At 63.4% G+C, this 22,560-nt stretch carries 19 protein-coding genes, 1 pseudogene and 1 riboswitch; of the genes and pseudogenes, 13 read left to right on the top strand and 7 right to left on the bottom strand.

The window, feature by feature from the left end; genetic code table 11:
- Positions 1–52: 52 nt before the first annotated feature.
- The 3 genes from NKK47_RS06040 to NKK47_RS06030 all read right to left on the bottom strand — a co-directional run bounded on the left by NKK47_RS06040 (position 53) and on the right by NKK47_RS06030 (position 3,750).
- Positions 53–1,201: an efflux RND transporter periplasmic adaptor subunit gene (locus tag NKK47_RS06040; RefSeq protein ID WP_352575606.1), complete on the bottom strand. Its 1,149-nt coding sequence runs from the start codon at positions 1,199–1,201 to the stop codon at positions 53–55.
- A 62-nt stretch (positions 1,202–1,263) separates the two neighbouring features.
- On the bottom strand, positions 1,264–1,872 hold the full coding sequence (locus tag NKK47_RS06035; protein WP_023675998.1) for a TetR/AcrR family transcriptional regulator: 609 nt from the start codon (positions 1,870–1,872) through the stop codon (positions 1,264–1,266).
- Between the two features lie 237 nt (positions 1,873–2,109).
- Entirely contained in the window at positions 2,110–3,750 is a 1,641-nt protein-coding gene (locus NKK47_RS06030) for an acyl-CoA synthetase (protein ID WP_352575604.1), read from the bottom strand.
- Positions 3,751–3,938: 188 nt separating this feature from the next.
- On the opposite strand from NKK47_RS06030, the gene NKK47_RS06025 reads away from it, so the two are divergent.
- From NKK47_RS06025 to NKK47_RS06010, 4 genes are all read left to right on the top strand, one after another.
- The gene (locus tag NKK47_RS06025) at positions 3,939–4,904 is read left to right on the top strand and encodes a sugar-binding transcriptional regulator (protein ID WP_352575602.1); all 966 of its coding nucleotides are present in this window, start codon (positions 3,939–3,941) and stop codon (positions 4,902–4,904) included.
- Positions 4,905–4,989: 85 nt separating this feature from the next.
- Positions 4,990–7,044 (top strand): bifunctional aldolase/short-chain dehydrogenase, encoded by a 2,055-nt coding sequence (locus NKK47_RS06020; protein WP_352575601.1) that lies wholly within the window; start codon positions 4,990–4,992, stop codon positions 7,042–7,044.
- Positions 7,045–7,118: 74 nt separating this feature from the next.
- A complete protein-coding gene (locus NKK47_RS06015) occupies positions 7,119–7,376 on the top strand; it encodes a type II toxin-antitoxin system RelB/DinJ family antitoxin (RefSeq protein ID WP_352575599.1) in 258 nt (85 codons plus the stop codon).
- Position 7,377: 1 nt separating this feature from the next.
- The gene (locus NKK47_RS06010; protein ID WP_352575597.1) at positions 7,378–7,650 is read left to right on the top strand and encodes a type II toxin-antitoxin system YafQ family toxin; all 273 of its coding nucleotides are present in this window, start codon (positions 7,378–7,380) and stop codon (positions 7,648–7,650) included.
- Positions 7,651–7,679: 29 nt separating this feature from the next.
- Here the strand turns inward: NKK47_RS06010 and NKK47_RS06005 are convergent.
- From NKK47_RS06005 to NKK47_RS05990, 4 genes and pseudogenes are all read right to left on the bottom strand, one after another.
- A pseudogene (locus tag NKK47_RS06005) lies at positions 7,680–8,524 on the bottom strand (acyl-CoA thioester hydrolase/BAAT C-terminal domain-containing protein).
- Positions 8,525–8,681: 157 nt separating this feature from the next.
- Positions 8,682–9,737 (bottom strand): substrate-binding domain-containing protein, encoded by a 1,056-nt coding sequence (locus NKK47_RS06000; protein WP_352575595.1) that lies wholly within the window; start codon positions 9,735–9,737, stop codon positions 8,682–8,684.
- Positions 9,738–9,783: 46 nt separating this feature from the next.
- Positions 9,784–10,779 carry an ABC transporter permease gene (locus NKK47_RS05995; protein ID WP_352575593.1) on the bottom strand — a complete coding sequence of 332 codons (996 nt, stop codon included), beginning with the start codon at positions 10,777–10,779 and terminating at the stop codon, positions 9,784–9,786.
- 83 nt (positions 10,780–10,862) lie between these two features.
- Positions 10,863–12,374 (bottom strand): sugar ABC transporter ATP-binding protein, encoded by a 1,512-nt coding sequence (locus NKK47_RS05990; protein WP_352575591.1) that lies wholly within the window; start codon positions 12,372–12,374, stop codon positions 10,863–10,865.
- 135 nt (positions 12,375–12,509) lie between these two features.
- Here NKK47_RS05990 and mtnK point away from each other — a divergent pair, with 135 nt between their 5' ends.
- From mtnK to NKK47_RS05945, 9 genes are all read left to right on the top strand, one after another.
- Positions 12,510–13,781: an S-methyl-5-thioribose kinase gene (gene mtnK / locus NKK47_RS05985; RefSeq protein ID WP_023676005.1), complete on the top strand. Its 1,272-nt coding sequence runs from the start codon at positions 12,510–12,512 to the stop codon at positions 13,779–13,781.
- Positions 13,778–14,872 carry an S-methyl-5-thioribose-1-phosphate isomerase gene (gene mtnA / locus NKK47_RS05980; protein WP_352569351.1) on the top strand — a complete coding sequence of 365 codons (1,095 nt, stop codon included), beginning with the start codon at positions 13,778–13,780 and terminating at the stop codon, positions 14,870–14,872. The genes mtnK and mtnA overlap by 4 nt, the downstream gene beginning before the upstream one ends.
- Positions 14,873–15,053: 181 nt before the next feature.
- Positions 15,054–15,938, top strand: coding sequence for a helix-turn-helix domain-containing protein (locus NKK47_RS05975; RefSeq protein ID WP_352575589.1), 885 nt, complete (start codon positions 15,054–15,056; stop codon positions 15,936–15,938).
- A 130-nt stretch (positions 15,939–16,068) separates the two neighbouring features.
- Positions 16,069–16,728 carry a 2Fe-2S iron-sulfur cluster-binding protein gene (locus NKK47_RS05970; RefSeq protein ID WP_352575587.1) on the top strand — a complete coding sequence of 220 codons (660 nt, stop codon included), beginning with the start codon at positions 16,069–16,071 and terminating at the stop codon, positions 16,726–16,728.
- 3 nt (positions 16,729–16,731) lie between these two features.
- Positions 16,732–17,718, top strand: coding sequence for an FAD binding domain-containing protein (locus NKK47_RS05965; RefSeq protein ID WP_352575585.1), 987 nt, complete (start codon positions 16,732–16,734; stop codon positions 17,716–17,718).
- 71 nt (positions 17,719–17,789) lie between these two features.
- Entirely contained in the window at positions 17,790–18,260 is a 471-nt protein-coding gene (locus NKK47_RS05960; protein ID WP_352575583.1) for a nuclear transport factor 2 family protein, read from the top strand.
- Between the two features lie 98 nt (positions 18,261–18,358).
- Positions 18,359–20,668 (top strand): xanthine dehydrogenase family protein molybdopterin-binding subunit, encoded by a 2,310-nt coding sequence (locus NKK47_RS05955; RefSeq protein ID WP_352575581.1) that lies wholly within the window; start codon positions 18,359–18,361, stop codon positions 20,666–20,668.
- A gap of 116 nt (positions 20,669–20,784) precedes the next feature.
- A riboswitch (FMN riboswitch) is annotated at positions 20,785–20,931 on the top strand.
- A 77-nt stretch (positions 20,932–21,008) separates the two neighbouring features.
- Positions 21,009–21,482 (top strand): 6,7-dimethyl-8-ribityllumazine synthase, encoded by a 474-nt coding sequence (locus NKK47_RS05950; protein ID WP_352575579.1) that lies wholly within the window; start codon positions 21,009–21,011, stop codon positions 21,480–21,482.
- Between the two features lie 66 nt (positions 21,483–21,548).
- On the top strand, positions 21,549–22,556 hold the full coding sequence (locus tag NKK47_RS05945; protein WP_352575577.1) for a dihydroxyacetone kinase subunit DhaK: 1,008 nt from the start codon (positions 21,549–21,551) through the stop codon (positions 22,554–22,556).
- Positions 22,557–22,560 lie beyond the last annotated feature (4 nt).

Genomic DNA, 22,560 nt, shown 5'->3' with positions numbered 1-22,560 from the left:
ATCTCGAAAATCGGGGGCGCCTGCCGCCCGGAAACCGTGAATTGCCTGGCCGTCAGCGCAAGCGCCTTGCAGCGTCATCGGCCGACGCCGACTGTTGCGCCGCATCACCGGTCAGCTTGACTTTCAGATTCTCGGTCATGAACTGCGTGCCGGCGGCGACGACGACGTCACCCGGCTTCAGCCCATCGGCGACACTGACGCCGTCGGGGGTGAAGGCGGCGACCTTGACCGGATGCGCATGGACGGTCCCGCCGTTGCGGTCGACTGTCCAGACGATCGATTGGCTGTCCTTTTGCGCCAACGCGGCCAGCGGGATCGACACCAGTTGCTGCCGGTTGTCCGCCGCGGCTTCGATGGAGGCGGTCATGCCTAGCAGCACGCGAGAATCGTTGGGCAGGCTGACGCGAACGGCAAAGGTGCGCGACTGCGGATCGGCGCTGCCGGCGACTTCGCGGACCTTGCCGTCGAGCGTCAGCGCCTCATCGGACCAGAAGCCAGCCTTGACGGTCTTGCCCGGCTTGAATTCGGCGATATCGGTTTCCGGAACAGCGATCAGGACTTCCTTCTCGCCGTCGACGGCAACGGTCACCACCGGCGTGCCGGAGCCGACCACCTGGCCGACATCGGCGGCAACGGCAGTGACGATGCCGTTCTTGTCCGCCTTGAGATCGGTATAGCGGACCTGGTTCTGTGCCTGGGCAAGCTGCGAGCGGGCGGAGTCTCGCGTGGCGACAGCCTGATTATAGGCGAGCGTCGCCTGCTCGAGCTGCGACTTCGGCGCGAAATTCTTGGCGTAGAGCTGTTCGGCCCGCTTGCGCGTAAGCTCGACTGTCTCGACCTGACGGTCGGCAGCATCGAGGCTGGCCTGAGCGCTTCTCACCGAAAGCTCGTAGTCGGTGGGATCGATGCGGGCGAGAACGTCGCCCGGCTTGACGCGGTCACCGATGTCGACAAGGCGCTCGGTGATCTTGCCGTTGATGCGAAAACCGAGATTCATCTCGGTGCGGGCACGCACCGATCCGGAATAGGAAAGCTGACGGGTATCGCTCGCCTTAGCGATCTCGACCACCTTGACCGGGCGGATGATCTCGGTGACCTCGGCTTTCTCCTGCGAGCAGCCGGCGAGGCCGAGAGCGACAACCATAATCAATGCTAGGCCGGCGGCCGGTCGCCTGTAGGTGATGGACTTGGACAAAGACACTTTTCGTACTCCCGAACTGTGGGGATGAATTGCCGGTATCGCCGCCCGACGGGCGGCAACGGTCATTTCTTCAAGGCTCTGATGGCAAACTCGGTAAGCTCGTCCGGCGTCGCCCGGTTCTTCTTGGCGAGGCACTGGGCCATCATCTGCGGATGACAGAGGCTGATAATGGCAGCGCCGAAGCACCGGGAAGCGATCACCGGATCCTGATCGACGAACTCGCCGGTAGCGATTCCCTCGCGGATCACTTCCGCGACCAGTTCATGGATGCTGTCGATGTGCTTTTCGATGACGTGCCAGTCGCGCTCGATGGCGACGATGACCATCTCGTGCACCTTCTCCTGGTCGATCATGGTCTCGAGCGTCCACTGGTAGTGCGTATGCACGTAGCGGCGGAGCTTTTCGCTGGCGGTGCCGGGGCCATGGCAGGCTTCGTAGGTCAACCGGTAGCAGGTCTCGAGCATACGGCCGCAAACCGCCTGGTGGATTTCCACCTTGGAGGCGAAGAAGCGGTAGATGTTGGCGGTCGACATGCCGAGTTCGCGCGCTATGTCGGCGACGTTGGTCTTGCCGTAGCCGTAGTGGCGAAACAATCGCTCCGCGCAATCCAGGATGCGCGTGACATTTTCCTGGCGGGCGGAATCGGCGGTGGTGTCTAGGGTTTCAAGCATCTCGTTGGCCAATTTACGACTGACGAATTTAGAATTTCGTCACTCGTAAATTGAAAACCATCACCTGTCAAGGCACGATTTTGGCTGCTGATGACAGATGGTGACATCCCTGGACGGAGTTGGCCCATGAAACGCATGTGGTTTCCGCCGGGCGAGCCTGCAACGCCGCCCCGTGTTTTTTTGCGAAGGATCTTGAAAAGATGCTTTCCGAAATCGGTTCCGTTTTCGGATCAGGCCCTAAGGCTGCTTTGCCATCTCCCGCAGCCGGAACTTCTGGATCTTGCCCGTCGAAGTCTTCGGGATTTCCGCGAAGATCACCGCTTTCGGCACCTTGAAGCGGGCGAGCAGCGCGCGGCAGTGCTCGATTACCTCCGCCTCGGTCGCCGCCTTGCCCGGCTTCAGCTCGACATAGGCGACCGGCACCTCGCCCCATTTGTCGTCGGATCGGGCGACAACGCCGCAAGAAGCGACGGCGGGATGCTTGTACAGCGCCTCCTCGACCTCGATCGAGGAGATGTTTTCGCCGCCGGAGATGATGATGTCCTTGGAACGGTCCTTGAGCTGGATGTAGCCGTCCGGATGGATGACGCCGAGGTCGCCCGAATGGAACCAGCCGCCGGCAAAGGCCTCGTCGCTCGCCTTGCGGTTCTTGAGATAGCCTTTCATGACGATGTTGCCGCGGAACATCACCTCGCCGATGGTCTCGCCGTCGGCCGGCGTCTCTTGCATCGTCTGCGGGTCCATCACCGTCAGGCCTTCGAGCGCGGCATAGCGTACGCCTTGCCTGGCCTTCTTCGCCGCCCTCGCCCCTTTCTCCAGCCGGTCCCACTCGCCATGCCATTCGTTGACGACGGCCGGGCCATAGGTTTCGGTCAGGCCGTAGAGATGGGTGACGGCAAAGCCCGCATCGGCCATGCCCGACAGCACCGCCTCGGGCGGCGGCGCCGCGGCGGTGTTGAAGGTGACGGTCTGCGGGAACTGCCGCTTGTCCTCGTCCCTGGCGTTGATCAGCACCGACATGACGATGGGTGCACCGCACAGATGGGTGACGCCGTGATCGGCGATGGCGTCGTAGATCGGCTTCGGCCGCACCCAGCGCAGGCAGACATGCGTGCCGCCCTGCACGGCAAGCGTCCAGGGAAAGCACCAGCCGTTGCAGTGGAACATCGGCAATGTCCACAGATAGACCGGGTGCTTGCCCATGCCGGCATGGATGGTGTTGGCATAGGCCATCAATGCCGCGCCCCGATGGTGGCAGACGACGCCCTTCGGATTGCCTGTCGTGCCGGAGGTGTAGTTGAGCGAAATGGCATCCCATTCGTCGTCCGGCATCGACCAGGCGAAATCCTCGTCGCCGCCGGCGACAAACGCCTCATAGTCCAGCGTGCCGATCCGCTCGCCCTTGGGATAGGGCGCATCGGCGGCATAGTCGGGATCGTCGTAATCGATCAGCAGCGGCCTGACCTTGGCCAGCGTCAGCGCTTGCCGAATCACGCCGGCGAATTCGCGGTCGACGATCAGCACCTTGGTTTCGGCGTGATCGAGCTGGAAGGCAATGACGGCGGCGTCGAGGCGGGTGTTGAGCGAGTGCAGCACCGCCTTGGTCATCGGCACGCCGAAATGCGCCTCCAGCATCGGCGGTGTGTTGGACAGCATGACGGTGACGGTGTCGCCCTTGCCGATACCGCGCTTCGCCAGTGCCGAGGCAAGCCTCAGCGAGCGCTTCCAGAAATCGCGATAGGTCGTGCGCTGGCGGCCATGGATGATGGCGATCTGGTCGGGAAAGGTTTTTGCCGCCCGCTCGAAATAGGTCAGCGGCGTCAGCGGCTGATGGTTGGCCGGGTTTCGATCGAGGTCCTGTTCGTAGGGATTGCCCATCCCGTCCTCCGCGCAATGTGTTCGTCGCGAACTTTAGCTACCGGCTTCCGGCCCGTCACCACCAACGATGCCATCATAGACCGCGTGTGGCACAAGAATGGTCTAGATTCGGCGGCGAAAGCGCATCTATTCCTTCCTCCAATTTGACTTTTGTCGAGAGCCGTGAATAATGTCAGCGAGGAGATGGCATGGCGATCCGACCGGCAGAACAGCTTATCCACAAGGCCGCCTGGCTTTACTATGCACACGGCCTGCGCCAGGACCAGGTGGCCAGCCAGCTCAAGATTTCCCGTGCCTCGGTGGCGATGTATCTGCGCAAGGCGCGCGAGACCGGCATCGTCAACATCTCGACCTCGACCCAGCTTTTCACCGACGACGTGCTGGCACGCAAGCTGGAAGACGCGCTGAAGCTCGACGCGGTCTGGATCGCGCCGGAAAACGGCTATGTCGCCGACCCCTCGACCGACATCGCGGTGCTGGCGGCAAGCGTCTTTCTCGAGCTGATCAGGAAGGGCGACCGCATCGGCGTCGCCTGGGGACGGACCATCTACACGATCGCCGACATCATGTCCTATGCCGATCTGCAGGACGTGACGGTGGTGCAGCTCTGCGGCAATCTGGGCGCCCCCTATTCGTACCGGCCGGACCAATGCACGATGGAAATCGCGCGCCGGCTCAACGCCAAGGGGCTGAATTTCTACGCGCCGCTGGTGCTGACGACGGAAGAACTGGCACGCGGCCTGCGCGCCGAGCCGGTGATCCGCGAGCAATTGTCGGGCATCGGCGAATGCGGCCTGGCGCTGTATTCGGTAGGCTCGGTGGACACCGACAGCCATCTGGTCAAATGCGGCGCGCTGACGCCAAGCGAAATGGCTGTATTGCGCAAGGCGGGTGCGGCCGGCGTCATTGCCGGGCAGATCATCGACGCCCGAGGCCAGGCGCTCGACTGCAGCTACAACCGCCGGCTGATTTCGGCAGAGCTGTCATCGCTGCGCCAGATCGGAAAGCGTCTTGTGGTGGTGCAGGAGGACAGCAAGTTCGAACCGCTCGTCGCGGCGATCGCCGGCGGGCTCTGCACCCATCTGGTCGTCGGCGCGCACATGGCGCGACGGCTGCTCGACCATGCCCGAGCGGCAGCAGAAAAGGTCGCCTGATACCTAGTTTCAGCCGCCGACGCATTGTCATCAAGGCGTCGCGGTATTCCTGTTCACAACAAGAGAGAAATCGGACGAAGCTGACATGAAGAACCTGTGGAATGACGGCGAGGCGGAGAAGCTGATCGCCGACTATGCAAAGAAGGGTGTGGCCCGCGACCTGGCGCTGCGCGTCTACACGACCAGGCTGCTGGGCGGCGAGCCGCGGCTCGTCCTGCATGGCGGCGGCAACACCTCGTGCAAGACCAGGGCCACCGATCTCGTCGGCGACGAATGGGACGTGCTCTGCGTCAAGGGCAGCGGCTGGGACATGGGCGTCATCGAGCCGCAGGGCCTGCCGGCGGTCAAGCTCGGCGCGCTGTTAAAGGCGCGGTCGCTGAAGAAGCTCTCCGACGAGGACATGGTCGCGCTGCAGCGGGCGAACCTCATCGATCCGTCCTCGCCCAATCCGTCGGTCGAGACGCTGCTGCACGCCTTCCTGCCGCACAAATTCGTCGACCACACGCATTCGACGGCGATCCTGGCCATCGTCGACCAGGAGGACAGCGAGGCGCTGAGCCGGAAGGTGTTCGGCGAAAAGATGGGCTTCGTGCCTTACATCATGCCGGGCTTCGATCTGGCCAAGGCGGCCGCCGATGTATTCGACGCCGATCCGACGGTCGAAGGCCTGATCCTAGACAAGCACGGCATCTTCACCTTCGGCGACGATGCCAGGCAGGCCTATGACCGGATGATCCATTATGTGAACGTCGCCGAGGATTTCATCGCCGGGAACGGCAAGCCGCGTACCGAAAAAGTGGCACCGCCGGCCAAGCTGGCCAAGCCTGCGGAGATTGCGCCGATGCTGCGCGGCGCGGTGGCGGTGGCACGCGGCGAAGGCCGCTTCGATCGGATGATCAGCGATTTCCGCACCTCGGATGCGATCGTCGATTTCATCAATTCGGCAAAAATTGCCGACTATGCCGGGCGCGGCGTGTCGACACCCGACCTGTCGATCCGCATCAAGACCGGACCGATGGCACTGCCGGCGCCCGACGCGGACAAGGTCGGCGACTACAAATCCGTCATCCGCCAGCATGTCGAGAAATTCGCCAAGGACTATCGCGCCTATTTTGAAACCAATGATGCGCTCGACGACGTGAAGCGCACCATGCTCGATCCGATGCCGCGGCTGACTCTGGTGCCCCGCCTCGGCATGTTCGGCCACGGCCGCACGCTGAAGGATGCGAAGATTGCCTCGGACGTCGGCGAAATGTGGATCGAGGCGGTACGCGGCGCCGAAGCCGTCGGCGATTTCCGCCCGCTCTCCAAAAGCGATCTGTTCCCGCTCGAATACTGGTCGCTGGAACAGGCCAAGCTCGCCGCCAACAAGCCGAAGCCGCTGACCGGCCAGGTGGTGCTGGTCACCGGCGGCGCCGGCGCGATCGGTGCTGCCACGGCAAAGCTGTTCGCCGACAACGGTGCCCATGCCGTCGTCGTCGATCTCGATGGGTCAAGGGCTGCCGAGGCGGCAAAAAAGGCTGGCAACGGTTCGATCGGCATTGGCGCCGACATCACCGATCCGGTGCAGATGCGCGCCGCCTTCGACAAAGCGGTCGACGTCTACGGCGGCCTCGACATTCTCGTCTCCAATGCCGGTGCTGCCTGGGAGGGCCGGATCGGCGAGCTCGACGACGCCACCTTGCGCAAAAGCTTCGAACTCAATTTCTTCGCCCATCAGTCGGCGGCGCAGAATGCCGTGCGCATCATGCTGGAACAGGGCACCGGCGGCGTGCTGTTGTTCAACACCTCCAAGCAGGCGGTCAATCCGGGGCCGAAGTTCGGCGCCTATGGCATTCCCAAGGCGGCAACGCTGTTCCTGTCCAGGCAATATGCGCTCGACTACGGCGCGCATGGCATCCGCTCCAATGCCGTCAACGCCGACCGCATCCGTTCGGGGCTGTTGACCGATGCCATGATCACCAGCCGCTCGGGCGCGCGCGGCGTGTCGGCGAAGGAGTACATGTCCGGCAACCTGCTCGGGCAGGAAGTGACGGCCGAAGACGTCGCCCAAGCCTTCCTGCATCAGGCGCTGGCCGAGCGGACCACCGCCGATGTGACGACAGTCGATGGCGGCAACATCGCGGCGGCGCTGCGGTAGGCGTGATCGGGGATCACACTTGCGAAATTGGTATTTTGTAGCTACATTGTGGCCAAATCTCAAGGAGCCACGATATGGCAACGGGTACCGTCGTCCGTGCTCGGATAGATACGGCGACAAAGGATCAGGCAACGGAAGCGTTGGCGGCGATGGGATTGTCCGTTTCCGACGCCATCCGTCTGCTGCTGGTCCGCGTCGCCGCCGACAAGGAGTTTCCCTTTCCGGTGAAAGTGCCGAACGCAACCACTCGGAAGGCGATGACGGAATTGGAGCGTGGCAAGGGCAAGCGCTTCGCCTCGGCCGATGAGTTGTTCAAGGATCTGGACATCTGACGTGCTGACGCCCGTTCGCTCCGGGCAATTCCGCCGGGACGTGAAACGTGCGGAGAAGCGCGGCAAAGACCTTGGTAAATTGCGCGAACTGCTAGGCCTTCTGCTCGCCGAGAATGATCTACCGGCGACTTACAAGGACCACCCCCTCAAGGGCGATTGGAAAGGCTATCGTGACGCTCACATGGAACCGGACTGGCTCTTGATCTATCGTGTTGCCGGTGACGAGCTACAGCTTGCTCGCACCGGCTCACATTCCGATCTGTTCAACGAGTAGCCGAGACAGGTGCGCATTTGAGAATTTTGCTAAAGTAGTTCTCGGATGCCTTCCCAAGCCTTTCGGCCCAGCTTTGAATCGGCCTCGTCATTGCCTCCGTGTGCGTGCAATGTCGAGCGTGGGGTATTTTCGCCTGGCAAGAGAATGCGGTGACCCGCATCCGGCGACGAAATGAGATGAGTGACCTTACCTGCTTCGCCGCACCGCTGAACGATATGTTTCGCGAACGATAGAGAGGCCATAGTGCATCGTCGCCACCCGCGACGAGCAGAATCTCGGCCGATGCGGTCTCAACAGGGATGGTCGCCGCATTCGCTTCCCGCTTGAACGTTTTCAAACAACTTTCGAAAAGCCCCCTGTAGGACACCTGGCCATCGACGTACTCTGGTGTCCAATCTGGATCTGTCGGCACAAACGGCAGCGCGATGCCGTCGAGCGACCATGAGGATCGTTCAGGCCAGCTGACACCATCGCGGCCCGCACCGATATTGCCCCAAACCACCGATGATGGGCTGATTGCGGCCACAGCATCAATTCGCTGGTCATGGACCGCGGCAAGCAATGAGGCCTCGGCACCCTTGGACGTGCCCACATAGACGATGCGACGGCACCCTGTTTCAATGAGATAATCGGTTGCCGCAAAGAACGTTTCCAGGGGAACCTCACATATTCCGGGAATCTGGCCCTCGCCGCCAAACCACTGCAGCGCCAAGGCCGACGTACCCGCATCTGCAAAGAGCCGCGCGCGCCCGACATCAACACGGCCACTCGATCCGCCCAACACCACAACGCCCGTGGTGGCCTGCGAGCATCGAAAAAATGTTCCGGCGACGATGCCGGTCGGACTTTCCTCTCTTACCGCCTGCGCCTCCATTTACCCGCCGAATCCTGGGTTCAACCGTCCAATCGTCCCGCAAAACCGGTGGCTGCGACAATTGCAATTCGGCGGTCCGGCACGCCAGACATCTTCGACAAAAAGGCCGCCTGCAACAAGCTGCTGCAGACGGCTATTGTTTTGCTCGTGCCGAAAATTACTTCGCGTTCGGGTTCGGCATCCAGGTCGGCATCGCGACATCGGCATGGGCGAATTGCGGCAGCTTGGCCGAGAGGTCCTCCATGTTCTTGATGTCCTTGTCGAGCAGGTCCTTCTGGGTGATCAGCGTCGGCGGCACGATGACGTTGTGGCCGGGATCTTCGCCGGCCAGAAGCTGCGCCAGCGCACGCACGGAGACCTGACCGACGACCGCCGGGTTGGTAGCGGCGGTTGCCGCCCAGGCGCTGTCCGGCTCGCGCATCGCGGCGATGTCCGAGGTCGAGATGTCGGCCGAATAGATCTTGATGTCCTTGTTCAGCCCGGCTTCGTCGACCGCGATCTTCACGCCCTTGGCGAATTCGTCGTAGGGCGCGAACATCACCTTGATGTCGGGGTGGGCCGACAACACCGAGCGGGCCTGGTTGGCGACCGAATTGGCGATCGGATTGTCGAGCGTGCCGAACATGGCGGCTTCGTCGATGCCCGAATATTTCTTCTTGAATTCGACCCAGGTCTCGTTGCGGCGATCGAGCGGCGCGATGCCGGCGACATAGACGTAGCCGGCCTTCCAGCTCTCGCCATTGTCCTTGACCGCTTGCTCGAGCGCCAGGCGCGCGAGGTCGCGGTCGGATTGCTCGATCTGCGGGATCTTGGGGTTTTCGACATTGACGTCGAAGGCGACGACCTTGATGCCGGCCTCGACCGCGCGCTGGGCGGCGTCCTTCATCGATTCCGTCAGTCCGTGCTGGATGATGATGCCCTGGACGCCGAGCGCGATGGCCTGGTCGACCATGTCCGCCTGAAGCGCCGCGTCCTGGCGGCTGTCGAGCACGCGCAGGTCGACGCCGAGTGCCTTGGCCTGCGCCTCGACGCCGGACAAATACGCCTGGAAGAAGTCGCCGGTCGAGAGATAGCGGACCAGCGCTATCTTGACGGCGCCCGGCTTGTCGAACGGCGCCGGCCTGTCCTGCGCCATCGCCGGCAACTGCATCAGCAATGTTGCGCCGGCAAGCCCGAGCGCTGCCTTCCCCAAAAGTCTTCTTGTGATGTTCACGTCGCTTCCTCCACTTGTTGAACCCAAAATGTGACCCGGTCGAACCCTATCTCCTGCCCCTGCCGGACAGGGCGAAGGTAAAGACAAGGGCAACCACGAGAACCACGCCCTTGACGAAATCCTGCGTGTAGTAAGGCGCGTTCATCATCGTCAGGCCCTGCAGCAGCACGCCGACAAACACCGCGCCGACAGCCGTGCCGAAGGCGTTCGGCTTGGCGGCGCCGAGAACCGCGTAACCGATGAGTGCCGCAGCCACCGCGTCGAGCAACAGATTATTACCCGAGGCGATGTCGCCGCGTCCAAGGCGGGCAGCGAGCAAAATGCCGCCGATCGAGGCAAAAACTCCCGAAATCACATAGGCCCAGATTTTGTATGCCTTGACAGGCGCGCCGGCGAGTTCTGCGGCGCGTTCGTTGCTGCCGACCGCATACATCATGCGCCCGAAACGGGTGTATTCGAGAAAGAACCAGATCAGCACCGCCAGCACGAGCAGGACGACGACCGACACCGGAATGAGGTTCGGGATGAAGAAGTCGAAGCGATGGCGGCCAAGCGCCAGGAACGCGGCGCCGAAACTGCCGTTGGCGACCGAGCCGTCGGGCATGGTCATGCCAGTGGCGATCGAACGGCCCTCGGTCGGTATGCGCTGCAGGCCGACAAGCAGGAACATCATGCCGAGCGTCGCCAAAAGGTCCGGCACCCGCATATAGACGATCAGCCAGCCATTGATCAGGCCGACCACGGCGCCGATCACAAGACAGATGACGACGGCCATGACGGCGTTCTGCCCCAGCACCACCATGACATAGGCAGCCGCCATCATGGCGCTGGTGGCGACCGAGCCGATCGACAGGTCGAAGCCGCCGACGACCAGCGTGGCGGTGACGCCGAGCGCCAGAACGCCGGTGATGGCGACCGACTGGAAGATGAAGACAGCACTTTGCGGCGAGACGAAACCATCGGCGGCGGCGGCGAAATAGGCGATCAGCCCGAACAACAGAACGATGAAGCCGTAGCGAATAGCATTGTCGCGCAGGATCATTCAGCGCTCCCGCACGCTGGCACCGTCATTATCCAACCCGAATTCATGCCCTCTCCATTCCAATTCTCATCGTCTTCCCGCTCTCAGGCTGCGCTGTGCAACGGCCCGCCCGCCACTTCGGCCAGCAGACGCTCGAGATCGACATCGGTATTGCGGTGCTCGCCGACGATCGTCTGCTCCGACATCACCAGGATGCGATCGGCCGTCTCCAGGGCTTCGTCGAGTTCGGTGACGAACAGCAGCGTCGCGCGGCCGTGGGCGCTGGCCCGCAGCTTGGCGGCGATGTCGCGCCTGGCCGAGATGTCCACACCTTGAAACGGCTCGTCGAGGATGAAAAGCCTTGCCACCTGCGACATCCAGCGGGCGACCATCACCTTCTGCTGATTGCCACCGGAAAGCGACGCCATCTCGTCCCTCTCGGAGCGGCAGACGATGCCCAACTCCTGGATCTGCTGGCGGGCAACAGCGCGTTCGATACGGCGTTTGAGAACACCGAGACGCGACATGCGGCTGTGGAACGGCAGGCTGATGTTCTCCTGGATGTTGAAGTCGCCGACGATGCCGTTTTCGCCCCGGTCCTTGGCGACGAGAAACACACCGGCGGCAATCGCTTCGCCGGTCAATGCCGGAGCATAAGGTTTCCCGTTCAGCACCATGGTCCCGGACAGCGGCTTGCGCAAACCGAACAGCGTCTCGGCGAGCGCGGTCTTGCCGACGCCGACAAGGCCGGTGATGGCAACGACCTCGCCATCGCCGAGCGTCAGCGAGATCGGCCTGGCGCCTTCAGCAATCCGCAGCGCGTCGGCAGTGAAAATTGCTTTGGCCGAATTCCTGGCGACGATCCGCTCGAGCTGGATCTTACGGCCGAGCATGGCGTTGACCGCACCTTCGTAATCCAGCGGCTTCTTGTCGAAGATGCCTGAGATGACCCCGTCGCGCATCGAAATGATGCGATCGGCAAGCCGCCTGATGTCAGACATACGGTGCGAAATGTAGAGGATGGCCACGCCTTGCTGGCGAAGCCGGTCGAGCAATGCGAACAGCCGGTCGGCCTCGGCGCTGGACAGCGAGGAAGTCGGCTCGTCGAGGATCAGCACTTTCGGCCGGTGCGCCATGGCGCGGGCGATTGCCACCATCTGGCGGTCGGCCAGAGAGAGATCGCTGATCCGGGCCTTGAGGTCGATGGCCAGTCCCATGCGGTCGGCCACCGCCTTTGCCTCGCGACGCACCCGGCCTGGATTGAACAGGGTCGGCACGCCGCTGCCGCTCAGCCTGTCGAGGGTAAGGTTGGTTGCGACGTCGAGGTCGGCGACGACACCGTCGTTGATGTTCTGGTGGACGGTAACGACGCCGGCGCGGATCGCCTCCGCCGGCGTTTTCGGGTCGAACTCATGACCGGCAAGCGACATCGAGCCGCCGCCATGGTCGTAGACGCCACTGATGATCTTGACGAGGGTGGATTTGCCGGCGCCGTTGGCGCCCATCAGCACGGTCACTTCGCCGGCATGCAATTCGAGCGAGACGCCGCCAAGCACCTCGATATGGCCAAAGGATTTCCTCAGGCCGTCGACGCGGAACACGGCATCATTGCCCATTCGTTCCTCCCTGACCATGACGCTATGGGCTATATCGGCAATTGTCAACACGATTGACAATTGCCAGCAGGCTTCCTAGCTTGGCCCGACCGCGTTGGCTCCGCTATCATCGGAGCACATGAGCGGGAGGTGAGGATGACTGGGAAATCGCCGTTCGAAGCACTGTCGGTCGAGACACTGGCGGGCCGTCTCGGTGCTAACGAGCCCCTGTGTTCGCAGATCGGCAAGGATACGAGCCAGTGGAAGGTTCGTGAAGTCGGCGACGGCAATCTGAACCTTGTGTTCATCGTCGAGGGTGCTGAGGGTGCAGCCGTCGTCAAGCAGGCCCTGCCCTACGTCCGGCTGGTCGGCGACAGCTGGCCGCTGCCGCTAAAACGCTCCTTCTTCGAATACCATGCGCTGACGCGGCAACAGGCGCGGGCGCCGGGTTCGGTGCCCGATATCTATCACTTCGACGAAGGCCAGGCGCTGATCATCATGGAGTATCTGTCGCCGCACATTATCCTGCGGCGGGCGCTGATCGAAGGCCGGCAATTGCCCAACATCGCGACAGACATCGGCTTGTTCATGGCCCGCACGTTGTTTCGCGGCTCCGACCTGCATATGGCGACCAAGGACCGCAAGGCCGATCTGGCACTGTTCGCCGACAATGTCGAACTCTGCGACATCACCGAGAACCTGGTTTTCTCGGATCCGTATTTCGATGCCAAGATGAACCAGCACACCAGCCCGCAGCTCGATGGCATTGTCGCCGAGCTGCGCGCCGACCGCGACCTCAAGGTCGAGGCGCAGCGCATGAAGCACATCTTCGCTGCCAATGCCGAGACGCTGCTGCATGGCGACCTGCATTCCGGCTCGATCATGGTCACCGACATCGAAACGAGGATGATCGACCCCGAATTCGCCTTCTACGGGCCGATCGCCTTCGACGTCGGCATGCTGCTCGCCAATTTCTGGATGGCGTTCTTCTCGCAGCGCGGCCATGAACAGGACGGAAGCCGCGACGCCATGCGTGACTATCTGCTCGGCGTTACGGTCGAGACATGGTCGGTGTTTCGCGCCGAGTTCTCGCATCTGTGGCGAACCGAGCGTACCGGCATGCTCTACCAGAAGAGCCTGTTCGAAGATCAGGGCGACAGGCTTGGCGCCGAGCAGGCGCTAGACCACATGCTGCATTCGATCTGGACCGATCTGCTCGGCTTTGCCGGCGTCGAGGTTCACCGGCGAATTCTCGGCCTTGCCCACAATGCCGATTTCGAGACCATTGCCGATCCGGATCTGCGCGCCAGATGTGAGGCAAAGGCGCTGAAATTCGGCCGTCACCTCGCCGTCAACCGGCGCCAGATCCACAGCATCGACGAGGTCAACCGGTTGGCCGCGCTGATCGAACGGGAGAGCAGGATTTGAACGTCGGCGACCGCCACTACCGCACCATCTGGCCGAGTGACGACGGGCGTTCGGTGGAGATCATCGACCAGCGCTGGCTGCCGCATGATTTCCGCATCGAAAAGATCGATTCCGTCGCCGGCATCGCCACGGCAATCCGCGACATGTGGGTGCGCGGGGCGCCCCTGATCGGCGTCACCGCGGCCTATGGCGTCGCCATGCAGATGGCCGACGATCCGTCGGATGCAGCACTCGACGCCGTCTGGGCAACCTTGCACGAAACGCGCCCGACGGCGATCAATTTGCGCTGGGCGCTGAACGAAATGCAACGCTTCCTGCTGACGCTTCCACTGGCAGAACGTGCCGCGGCTGCCTATCGGCGTGCCGGCGAGATCGCCGACGAGGATGTCGGCCTCAACCGCGCCATCGGCGCCCATGGGCTCGAAATCATCAAGGCGATCGCGGCGCGCAAGCAGCCGGGCGAACCGGTCAATATCCTGACCCACTGCAACGCCGGGTGGCTGGCCACGGTCGACTACGGCACCGCCACCGCGCCGATCTATCTGGCGACGGAAGCCGGCATTCCAGTCCATGTCTATGTCGACGAAACACGACCCCGCAACCAGGGTGCCCAATTGACCGCCTGGGAGATGGCCGGCCACGGCGTGCCGCATACGCTGATCGTCGACAATGCCGGCGGCCATCTGATGCAGCGCGGCCAGATCGACATGGTCGTCGTCGGCACCGACAGGACCACCGCCGACGGCGATGTCTGCAATAAGATCGGTACCTATCTCAAGGCGCTCGCCGCCGACGACAACGACGTGCCGTTCTATGTCGCGCTGCCGTCGCCGACGATCGACTGGACCGTGGGCGACGGGCTGGCCGACATCCCGATCGAACAGCGCTCGCCCGACGAGGTCTCACTGGTCTGGGGCAAGACCGCTTCCGGCGAGATCGCCCAGGTCCGCGTATCGCCGGAAGCCACGCCGGCGGCCAATCCGGCCTTCGACGTGACGCCGGCGCGGCTGGTCACCGGCTTGATCACCGAACGCGGTGTCGCTACGGCCTCGCGCGAAGGCCTGAGGGCGATGTTTCCCGAGCGCGGATGATCCGCTTTGCCGAGAGGGCGCTCCGGATTTGCCTGATCTCACGATTTCTTGAACACGGCACGGTTAAAAACGCCCGTTGCCTGTCCCACATGGACGGCCGTATGCGTAGCGGCGGGGCGGCGCCCAATGCTCGAAGCCGGGGTTGCCCACGGCTCGGCGAGTGAACCAGCGGGATACCGCGATGTCATTCAGACCGTTGCTTGGTGACGGACGGGTTCGGAGCCAGGACGAGAAGTCGGAGCCCCTGCAAACCGCGTCATGGGTCAGCTCCTCGATCGTCTTCGACAACCGGCGGTGGGCGTGCCGGGAGGCGGAGCTCCGCTGGACAGCCCCTCATCATCTGATCGTGCTGACCGAAGAAGGCGGCACGTCCCATACATCCATCCGGCACGAGGCACGATCCCTTTACGACGGAATGGACCGTCCCGGAGCCCTCACCTTCGTCCCGGCAGGCGCGGAACGACAGGGCTTCTATCGCGATGTAAACCTCTCCTATTCAGCCCTGTGGATCGATCCCGATATCGGGCTTCCCGGATGCGAACGCCTGAGGAACCTGCCTATACTGGTAAACAAGAAAGACGCGGTCGTCGCCACGCTCTTGAGTTCGCTTCGTGACGAGATGGCACTCGGCCACAAGCCAGACACTGCCTATGTCGAGTATCTGGTCGCCCTCGTCAGTCTCCGCGTGGCCAACCTGAGCCGGGAGCAACCGCGGTTTGTACGTCACGGCTGTCTCAGCCGCCGGGCACTTGGTCGCGTTCGGGATTACATCGATGCGCATATGAATTCCGACATTTCGCTAAGCGAGCTGGCAGCCGCCGCGGGCATGGCCGTCGACAGTTTTGCGCGTCGCTTCAAGGCGACGACCGGCCTTGCACCCTACGCCTATGTGATCGAGGAACGGGTGCGGCGAGCGGAGGCGCTGCTGCGCGAAACGGGTTTGTCGATCGGTGTCATTGCCTTTCGGCTCGGCTTCTCAAGCCAGAGCCACTTCACCACGACCTTCCGACGTCTGAGGGGCATGACGCCTCGTGCCTATCGGGTGAATTCTTCTCCAGAATCCTGATAGTGCCGCCGGTTTCTTGAAAGAAAGCCGCCGCCCGCACTCCCACCTCCAGTGTCGTTGGGTGACAGAACCCGAGGGTTCGCTCGGGTCAAGTTGCCGTCTGCGCTTCATTGCGGCTGGGAGATCATGCATGGCCAAAACGGACAACAGGAGCGGGCCGACGCGTCGGATGGTATTGGAAGGCGGTGTTGCGACCGGGGTGCTCCTGGCTACCGGACTACCGGTTGACGCCGAGCCGGTCGAGACCGTCACGGCGGCTGCATCGTCCTCGCCGCTACCGACGATGACGATGTCGTTACGGATCAACGCGAAGGATCTTGCCGTCGAGCTCGACCCGCGGACGACGCTGCTCGACGCCCTGCGCAACCATCTCGGCCTCACCGGCTCGAAGAAGGGCTGCGACCACGGCCAGTGCGGCGCATGCACGGTGCTCGTCGATGGGCGCCGGATCAATTCCTGCCTGACGCTTGCCGCAATGCATGAAGGCGACGAGATCACCACGGTCGAGGGCCTTGCCGAGGGTGACCGGCTGCATCCGGTCCAGGCCGCCTTCGTCGCCCGCGACGGTTTCCAGTGCGGCTACTGTACGCCAGGCCAGATCTGCTCGGCGGTTGGCATGCTGGGCGAGGCGCGGGCCGGCTGGCCAAGCCATGCGAGCGCCGACGTGGCAGCGGCTTCCGTCGCTCTCACCGATGCCGAGATCCGCGAGCGGATGAGCGGCAACATCTGCCGTTGCGCCGCCTATCCGAACATTGTCGCTGCAATCCGCGACGCGGCAGAGGAGGCATGAGCAATGCAGTCCTTCACTTATGAACGTGCGGCGAGTGCTGAGCAGGCGGCGGCCGCGGTTGCGGCCCGGCCGGACGCCAAGTTCATCAGCGGCGGCACCAACCTGCTCGACCTGATGAAGCTCGAGATCGAGCGCCCAGCGCATCTCGTCGACATCAGCCGGCTGCCACTTGATCGGATCGAGGAGACGGCGGAAGGCGGGCTTCGGGTCGGCGCCCAGGTCCGCAATAGCAATCTCGCCGCCGACCCGCGGGTAAGGTCGCGCTACCCGATGCTCACGCAAGCGCTGCTGGCGGGAGCGTCCGGACAGATACGCAACAAGGCCTCGACCAGCGGCAATCTCCTGCAGCGCACGCGCTGCCCCTATTTCTACGACCGCAACATGCCCTGCAACAAGCGCCAGCCGGGTTCGGGCTGCGCGGCACTTCAGGGCTTCAACCGCATGCACGCCGTACTCGGCGCGAGCGAAGCCTGCATCGCGGTCCATCCTTCTGACATGGCGGTCGCCATGTCCGGGCTCGACGCCAGGATCGAGACCGTCTCGCCCGGCGGCGAGACCCGTACGATCCCGATCGGCGATTTCCATCGATTGCCCGAGGCGACGCCCCAGGTGGAGACCGTGCTCGGCCACGGCGAAATAGTCGTTGCGGTTGCCCTGCCGCCACCACCGCCCGGCCAACAGGTTTACCGCAAGGTACGCGACCGTGCTTCCTACGCCTTCGCGCTGGTGTCCGTGGCAGCAATCGTCGAGAAAGGCGGCGACCGTATCCGAAGTGCTCGGATCGCCATGGGCGGCGTGGCAGCGAAGCCCTGGCGCGCGACGGAGGCGGAGCGCGCGCTGGCAGGAGCGTCGGCGTCCGACGGTGCCTTTATCGACGCGGCCGAAGTCGCGCTCGCCGGAGCTGTCGGGCATGGCGCCAATGATTTCAAGATCCCGCTGGCGAAACGGACGATGCGGCACACGCTCGCTGCTGCCGTCGAGAGTGCGTGAGGTGACACGATGACCGAGACGACGACCCCGAACAGCGGTTCCCAGATGCAGGCGACGAGCAGGAGATCAATATGAAACTCACGCGACGCGCCGTTGCCGCCGCGGGTGGCGGCCTTTTTGTTTCTGCCGCCGCAGCTTGGGGCGCCACATCCGACCCGGGAGCTCGTCACGGGCTCGACGCCGCCGTCGACGCCTTCTTTGCCGGCTGGGCCTCTGGCGACTGGACGGCATTCCTTGATTGTTGCGATGAGACGATGACCTTCCAATTCCCTGTCGGCGAGCAACGAGGCCGACACGGACCGCCGGAAGGCAAGCGGGCACTCGCAGCCTGGACCGCCGCGCATCAAGCGCAGGGAAACAGGATCACGAAATCGACCGTCGATCTAAAGCTCTTCGCCGCCGACTGGGTCATTGTCTGCGATCGCGGGAGCGGGACAATCGGTGGCGCGCCCTACACTGGCCTGCATGCGATCTTCATGCGAGCCGGCCCAACAGGGAGGCTGGTCGAGTTTCGCGAGTATTTCGGCGAGATCGCCGCGTGAGCTCCGGCCGCCGCGCGACGAACATAAAGGTGCGAGGAAGCGGCGTCGTCGCGGCCTCGATGCTTCCGAACTCCAGATGAAAAATCTTTAGGTGACTTATGAACGAGACCATACCCGGACTGCCCGGCTCCGCCACCCATTCAAGGGTGAAACCTCGTGCCGATGCTGGCATCATCGGGCGGCCGATCGACCGCATCGACGGTCCGCTCAAAGTGACGGGCGGCGCCACATACGCTTACGAGAATGAGCTGGATGGTACAGCCTATGGCTACATTCTCGGCGCCTCCGTCGCCAAGGGCCGCATCGCCGAGATCGACACGACCGAAGCCGAACGGGCGCCGGCAGTGCTGCTCGTCATGACGCACCGCAATGCGCCGGCCCAGCCGGATTTCGGCCCCACGGTCACGCCAACGGTGCCGGAGGTCTTCACGCGCCCCCGGCCCGCGCTCAACAGCGATCGGGTACGGTATTACGACGAGCCGGTCGCGCTGGTCGTTGCGGAGACGTTCGAGGCGGCGCGCGCTGCTGCGGGCCTCATCAGAGTACGCTACGACGAGGAGCCGGGCCTCTACGATCTACCGGGACATATCGCCGACGCCTACGCGCCAAAGCGGACCAATGCCGGCTTCGAGACCGACAGCGTGGTCGGCGACTTCGAGCGCGCCTTTGCGACGGCGCCGATCAAGATCGATTCCACTTACGGGACCCCCTTCGAACATCACAATCCGATGGAGCCGCATGCGACGCTTGCTGCCTGGTCAGGCAACGAGCTGACGATCCGTACATCGGCGCAGACCCTCGCGAACTTCCGGGCCGGGGTCGCCAGCACGCTTCGCATCCCGCTCGAGCGAGTGCGCATCGTCAGCCCCTTCATCGGCGGAGGCTTCGGCTCCAAGCTGATTGCCCATGCCGACACGATCCTGGCCGCACTTGCAGCGCAGGTGCTGCAGCGCCCCGTGAAGATCGCGCTGACGCGACAACAGATGTTCGCCAATGCCGGTCATCGCGCAGAGATGGTCCAACAGGTACGTCTCGGCGCGGACACTGACGGGCGGCTCACCGGGATCGCGCACGATGTCTGGTCCGCAACGTCCAGCTTCGAGGAGTACTGCGAACAAACGGCAGTTTTTGCGCGCTCGCTCTACGCGGCGCCGAACCGTCTCACCCGCCATCGCCTGGTTCCGCTGGACATCAACCGCGGCGAATGGATGCGCTCGCCCGGCGAAGCGCCCGGCATGCTGGCTTTCGAATGCGCCATGGATGAGCTCGCCGAGCGCGCCGGTCTGGACCCGATCGAACTCAGGATCCGCAACGAACCGGCACAGGATCCCGAGCGCGGCGTGCCGTTCTCCACCCGCAATCTCGTCGCCTGCATGGAGGAAGGCGCCCGCCGTTTCGGCTGGGAGCGGAGAAACCCGACACCGGGCCGAACTCGGGAGGGCCGCAAGCTTATCGGCCACGGCATGGCGGCGGCGATCCGTCCGAACTATATCGGCGCGGCGACGGCGCGGGTTGCGATCGACCGGGACGGTCGGGTGACGGCGCGGCTCGACATGACCGATATTGGGACCGGCACCTATACGATCCTGACCCAGATTGCCGCCGAGAGCCTCGGCCTGCCGATCTCGTCCGTCAAGGTGGAGCTCGGCGACAGCCGCTTCCCGCGTACCGCCGGCTCCGGCGGGTCCTGGGGCGCAGCAAGCGCGGGTTCGGCCTTGTATAATGCGTGCAACGTCCTCAAGAAACAGATCCTGGAGGCGGCGCAGTCGAACGAAGCCTCGCCGTTGCGCGGCGCGAACGCCACCGAGGCAAGCTTTGCCGACGGCGAGGTCAGGGTCGGCCAGCGATCGGCGAGCCTGGCCGATCTTATCCGAGGGATCTCTCCCGACGGGCTCGAAGCCGAAGGCTCCGTAGCCGCGGGCGCCACCACCCAGTCATACAAGACCTATTCGCAGCATTCCTATGGCGCGCATTTCGCAGAGGTCGCTGTCGATTGCGATACCGGTGAAATCCGCATGCGCCGGATGCTGGCTGTGATCGGCGCGGGCCGTATCCTCAACGCCAAGACCGCGCGCTCGCAAATCATCGGCGGCATGACCTGGGGGATCGGTGCAGCGCTGATGGAGCAGACGGTGCTCGACCCGCGCTACGGCCACTTCGTCAATCACGATCTTGCCGAGTATCATGTGCCGGTCAATGGCGATGTCCCCGATATGGAGGTCGCCTTCCTCGAGGAAGACGACGACAAGGCCAACCCGCTTGGCGCAAAGGGTCTCGGCGAGCTCGGCGTGTGCGGTGCGGGGGCTGCTGTCGCCAACGCCGTTTACAACGCGGCCGGCGTGCGAGTGCGTGAATTTCCCATCACCTTGGACAAGGTGCTGCCTGCCTTACCTGTGATCGCCATTTGACGCTCTCCTCCCTCGCCCTCAACGGTGACCAGGTCGAAACGGATCGCTATTTCTGCGCCATCGACGGTGACGCCGGTGGTTGACAGCGCTTTCCGGCCCTTCCATACAAACGCCGTCAATGTTCTCAGGGCGGGGTGAAAGTCCCCACCGGCGGTAAGGGTCTCGGCCCAAGCCCGCGAGCGCTCTCCGGTTAGCCGGAGGGGTCAGCAGATCCGGTGTGATTCCGGAGCCGACGGTCACAGTCCGGATGGAAGAGAACGAAATGGAAGACGGTCCGCTTTCGCGGTTCGGACTCCGTATCGTGCGTCCTGATTCTGGTTCGAAACGGAAGGATGGACCCATGAATCAGCATTCCCACAACGACTATGAAACGATCCGCGTTGCCGTCATTCGCGCGCGTTGGCATGCCGATATCGTCGACCAATGCGTTGAAGCATTCGAGGCGGAACTGGCGGTTCTCGGAGAGAAACGCTTTGCCGTCGATGTCTTCGATGTGCCTGGCGCTTATGAGATTCCCCTGCATTCAAAGACGCTTGCCGTGACCGGCCGCTATGCCGCTATCCTCGGCGCCGCGTTCGTCGTCAATGGCGGCATCTACCGGCACGAGTTTGTTGCAAGCGCGGTCATCGACGGCATGATGAATGTGCAATTGTCGACTGGCGTGCCGGTGCTTTCGGCGGTGCTGACGCCGCACAACTACCATGACAGCGCGGACCATCACCGCTTCTTCTTCGAACATTTCAAGGTCAAGGGCAAAGAGGCGGCCAGTGCCTGCGTGCAACTGCTGGCAGCACGCGAACACATCGCGGCGTGAAACCTCCACCGCCGGGTGGAAATCCCGGTAAGGCGCTGTAGTATCTCACGAAGCAGGAGGATGCCGGTGCAGACCAAGAAGATCATCAATGACGGCAATCACTCCGTCGACGAGATGCTGGAGGGTATTCTGGCCGCGCATCCGCGCCACCTCAGAAGCGCGGACGGCAGTCCGCGCGCCATTATCGCCCGCGACGGACCGCGCCCAGACAAGGTCGGCCTTGTCATCGGCGGCGGCTCGGGCCATGAGCCGACCTTCCTCGGCTTCGTCGGCAAGGGGCTGGCCGACGCCGCCGCGATCGGCAATGTCTTCGCCTCGCCGCCGCCGGACCCGATCCTCGAATGCGCCAAGGCGGCCAGCGGCGGCGCCGGCGTGCTGTTCATGTACGGCAACTATGCCGGCGACGTGATGAACTTCGACATGGCCGCCGAAATGGCGGCAATGGACGACATCGAGGTGCGCACCGTGCTGACCACCGACGATGTCGCCTCGGCGCCGCGCGACCAGAGGCAGAAGCGGCGCGGCGTCGCCGGCAATTTCTTCATCTTCAAGGCCGCCGGTGCCGCATGCGACCAGATGCTGTCATTCGATGAATGCGAGCGTATCGCCAGGAAGGCCAACGATCACACCTTCACCATGGGCGTGGCGCTGTCGCCCTGCTCGCTGCCGCAGACCCGCCGGCCCAATTTCGAGATCGGACCGGACGAGATGGAGATCGGCATGGGCATCCATGGCGAGCCAGGCATCGCGCGCGGAAAGTTGAAAACCGCCGACGAGATCACAGACGAGATGCTGGACAAGGTCCTCGACGAGATGGCGCCGGCGCGCGGCGATAAGGTCGCCGTTCTGGTCAATTCGCTCGGCTCAACGCCGTTGATGGAGCTCTACATCATGAACCGACGCGTCAAGCAGAGGCTGGATGACGTCGGTATTTCCGTCCATGCGACCTGGGTCGGCAATTACTGCACCTCGCTCGAAATGGCCGGCGCCTCGGTGACGCTGATGCATCTCGACGGCGAGTTGCAGGCGATGCTCGACCATCCTTGCGACTGCGCCATGTTCCGCGCCGGCTGAGAAA

It is taken from the genome of Mesorhizobium sp. M0019 (assembly GCF_040323975.1).
Classification (GTDB): Bacteria; Pseudomonadota; Alphaproteobacteria; order Rhizobiales; family Rhizobiaceae; genus Mesorhizobium.
This window is presented reverse-complemented; position numbering and strand designations above follow the sequence as displayed.

Bases quoted from the DNA above. Each gene is read 5' to 3' on its own strand.
- NKK47_RS06035 (WP_023675998.1), bottom strand. From the start codon at position 1,872: ATGCTTGAAACCCTAGACACCACCGCCGATTCCGCCCGCCAGGAAAAT.
- NKK47_RS06030 (WP_352575604.1), bottom strand. From the start codon at position 3,750: ATGGGCAATCCCTACGAACAGGACCTCGATCGAAACCCGGCCAACCAT.
- NKK47_RS06025 (WP_352575602.1), top strand. From the start codon at position 3,939: ATGGCGATCCGACCGGCAGAACAGCTTATCCACAAGGCCGCCTGGCTT.
- NKK47_RS06020 (WP_352575601.1), top strand. From the start codon at position 4,990: ATGAAGAACCTGTGGAATGACGGCGAGGCGGAGAAGCTGATCGCCGAC.
- NKK47_RS06015 (WP_352575599.1), top strand. From the start codon at position 7,119: ATGGCAACGGGTACCGTCGTCCGTGCTCGGATAGATACGGCGACAAAG.
- NKK47_RS05995 (WP_352575593.1), bottom strand. From the start codon at position 10,779: ATGATCCTGCGCGACAATGCTATTCGCTACGGCTTCATCGTTCTGTTG.
- NKK47_RS05990 (WP_352575591.1), bottom strand. From the start codon at position 12,374: ATGGGCAATGATGCCGTGTTCCGCGTCGACGGCCTGAGGAAATCCTTT.
- mtnK (WP_023676005.1), top strand. From the start codon at position 12,510: ATGACTGGGAAATCGCCGTTCGAAGCACTGTCGGTCGAGACACTGGCG.
- NKK47_RS05975 (WP_352575589.1), top strand. From the start codon at position 15,054: ATGTCATTCAGACCGTTGCTTGGTGACGGACGGGTTCGGAGCCAGGAC.
- NKK47_RS05970 (WP_352575587.1), top strand. From the start codon at position 16,069: ATGGCCAAAACGGACAACAGGAGCGGGCCGACGCGTCGGATGGTATTG.
- NKK47_RS05965 (WP_352575585.1), top strand. From the start codon at position 16,732: ATGCAGTCCTTCACTTATGAACGTGCGGCGAGTGCTGAGCAGGCGGCG.
- NKK47_RS05960 (WP_352575583.1), top strand. From the start codon at position 17,790: ATGAAACTCACGCGACGCGCCGTTGCCGCCGCGGGTGGCGGCCTTTTT.
- NKK47_RS05955 (WP_352575581.1), top strand. From the start codon at position 18,359: ATGAACGAGACCATACCCGGACTGCCCGGCTCCGCCACCCATTCAAGG.
- NKK47_RS05950 (WP_352575579.1), top strand. From the start codon at position 21,009: ATGAATCAGCATTCCCACAACGACTATGAAACGATCCGCGTTGCCGTC.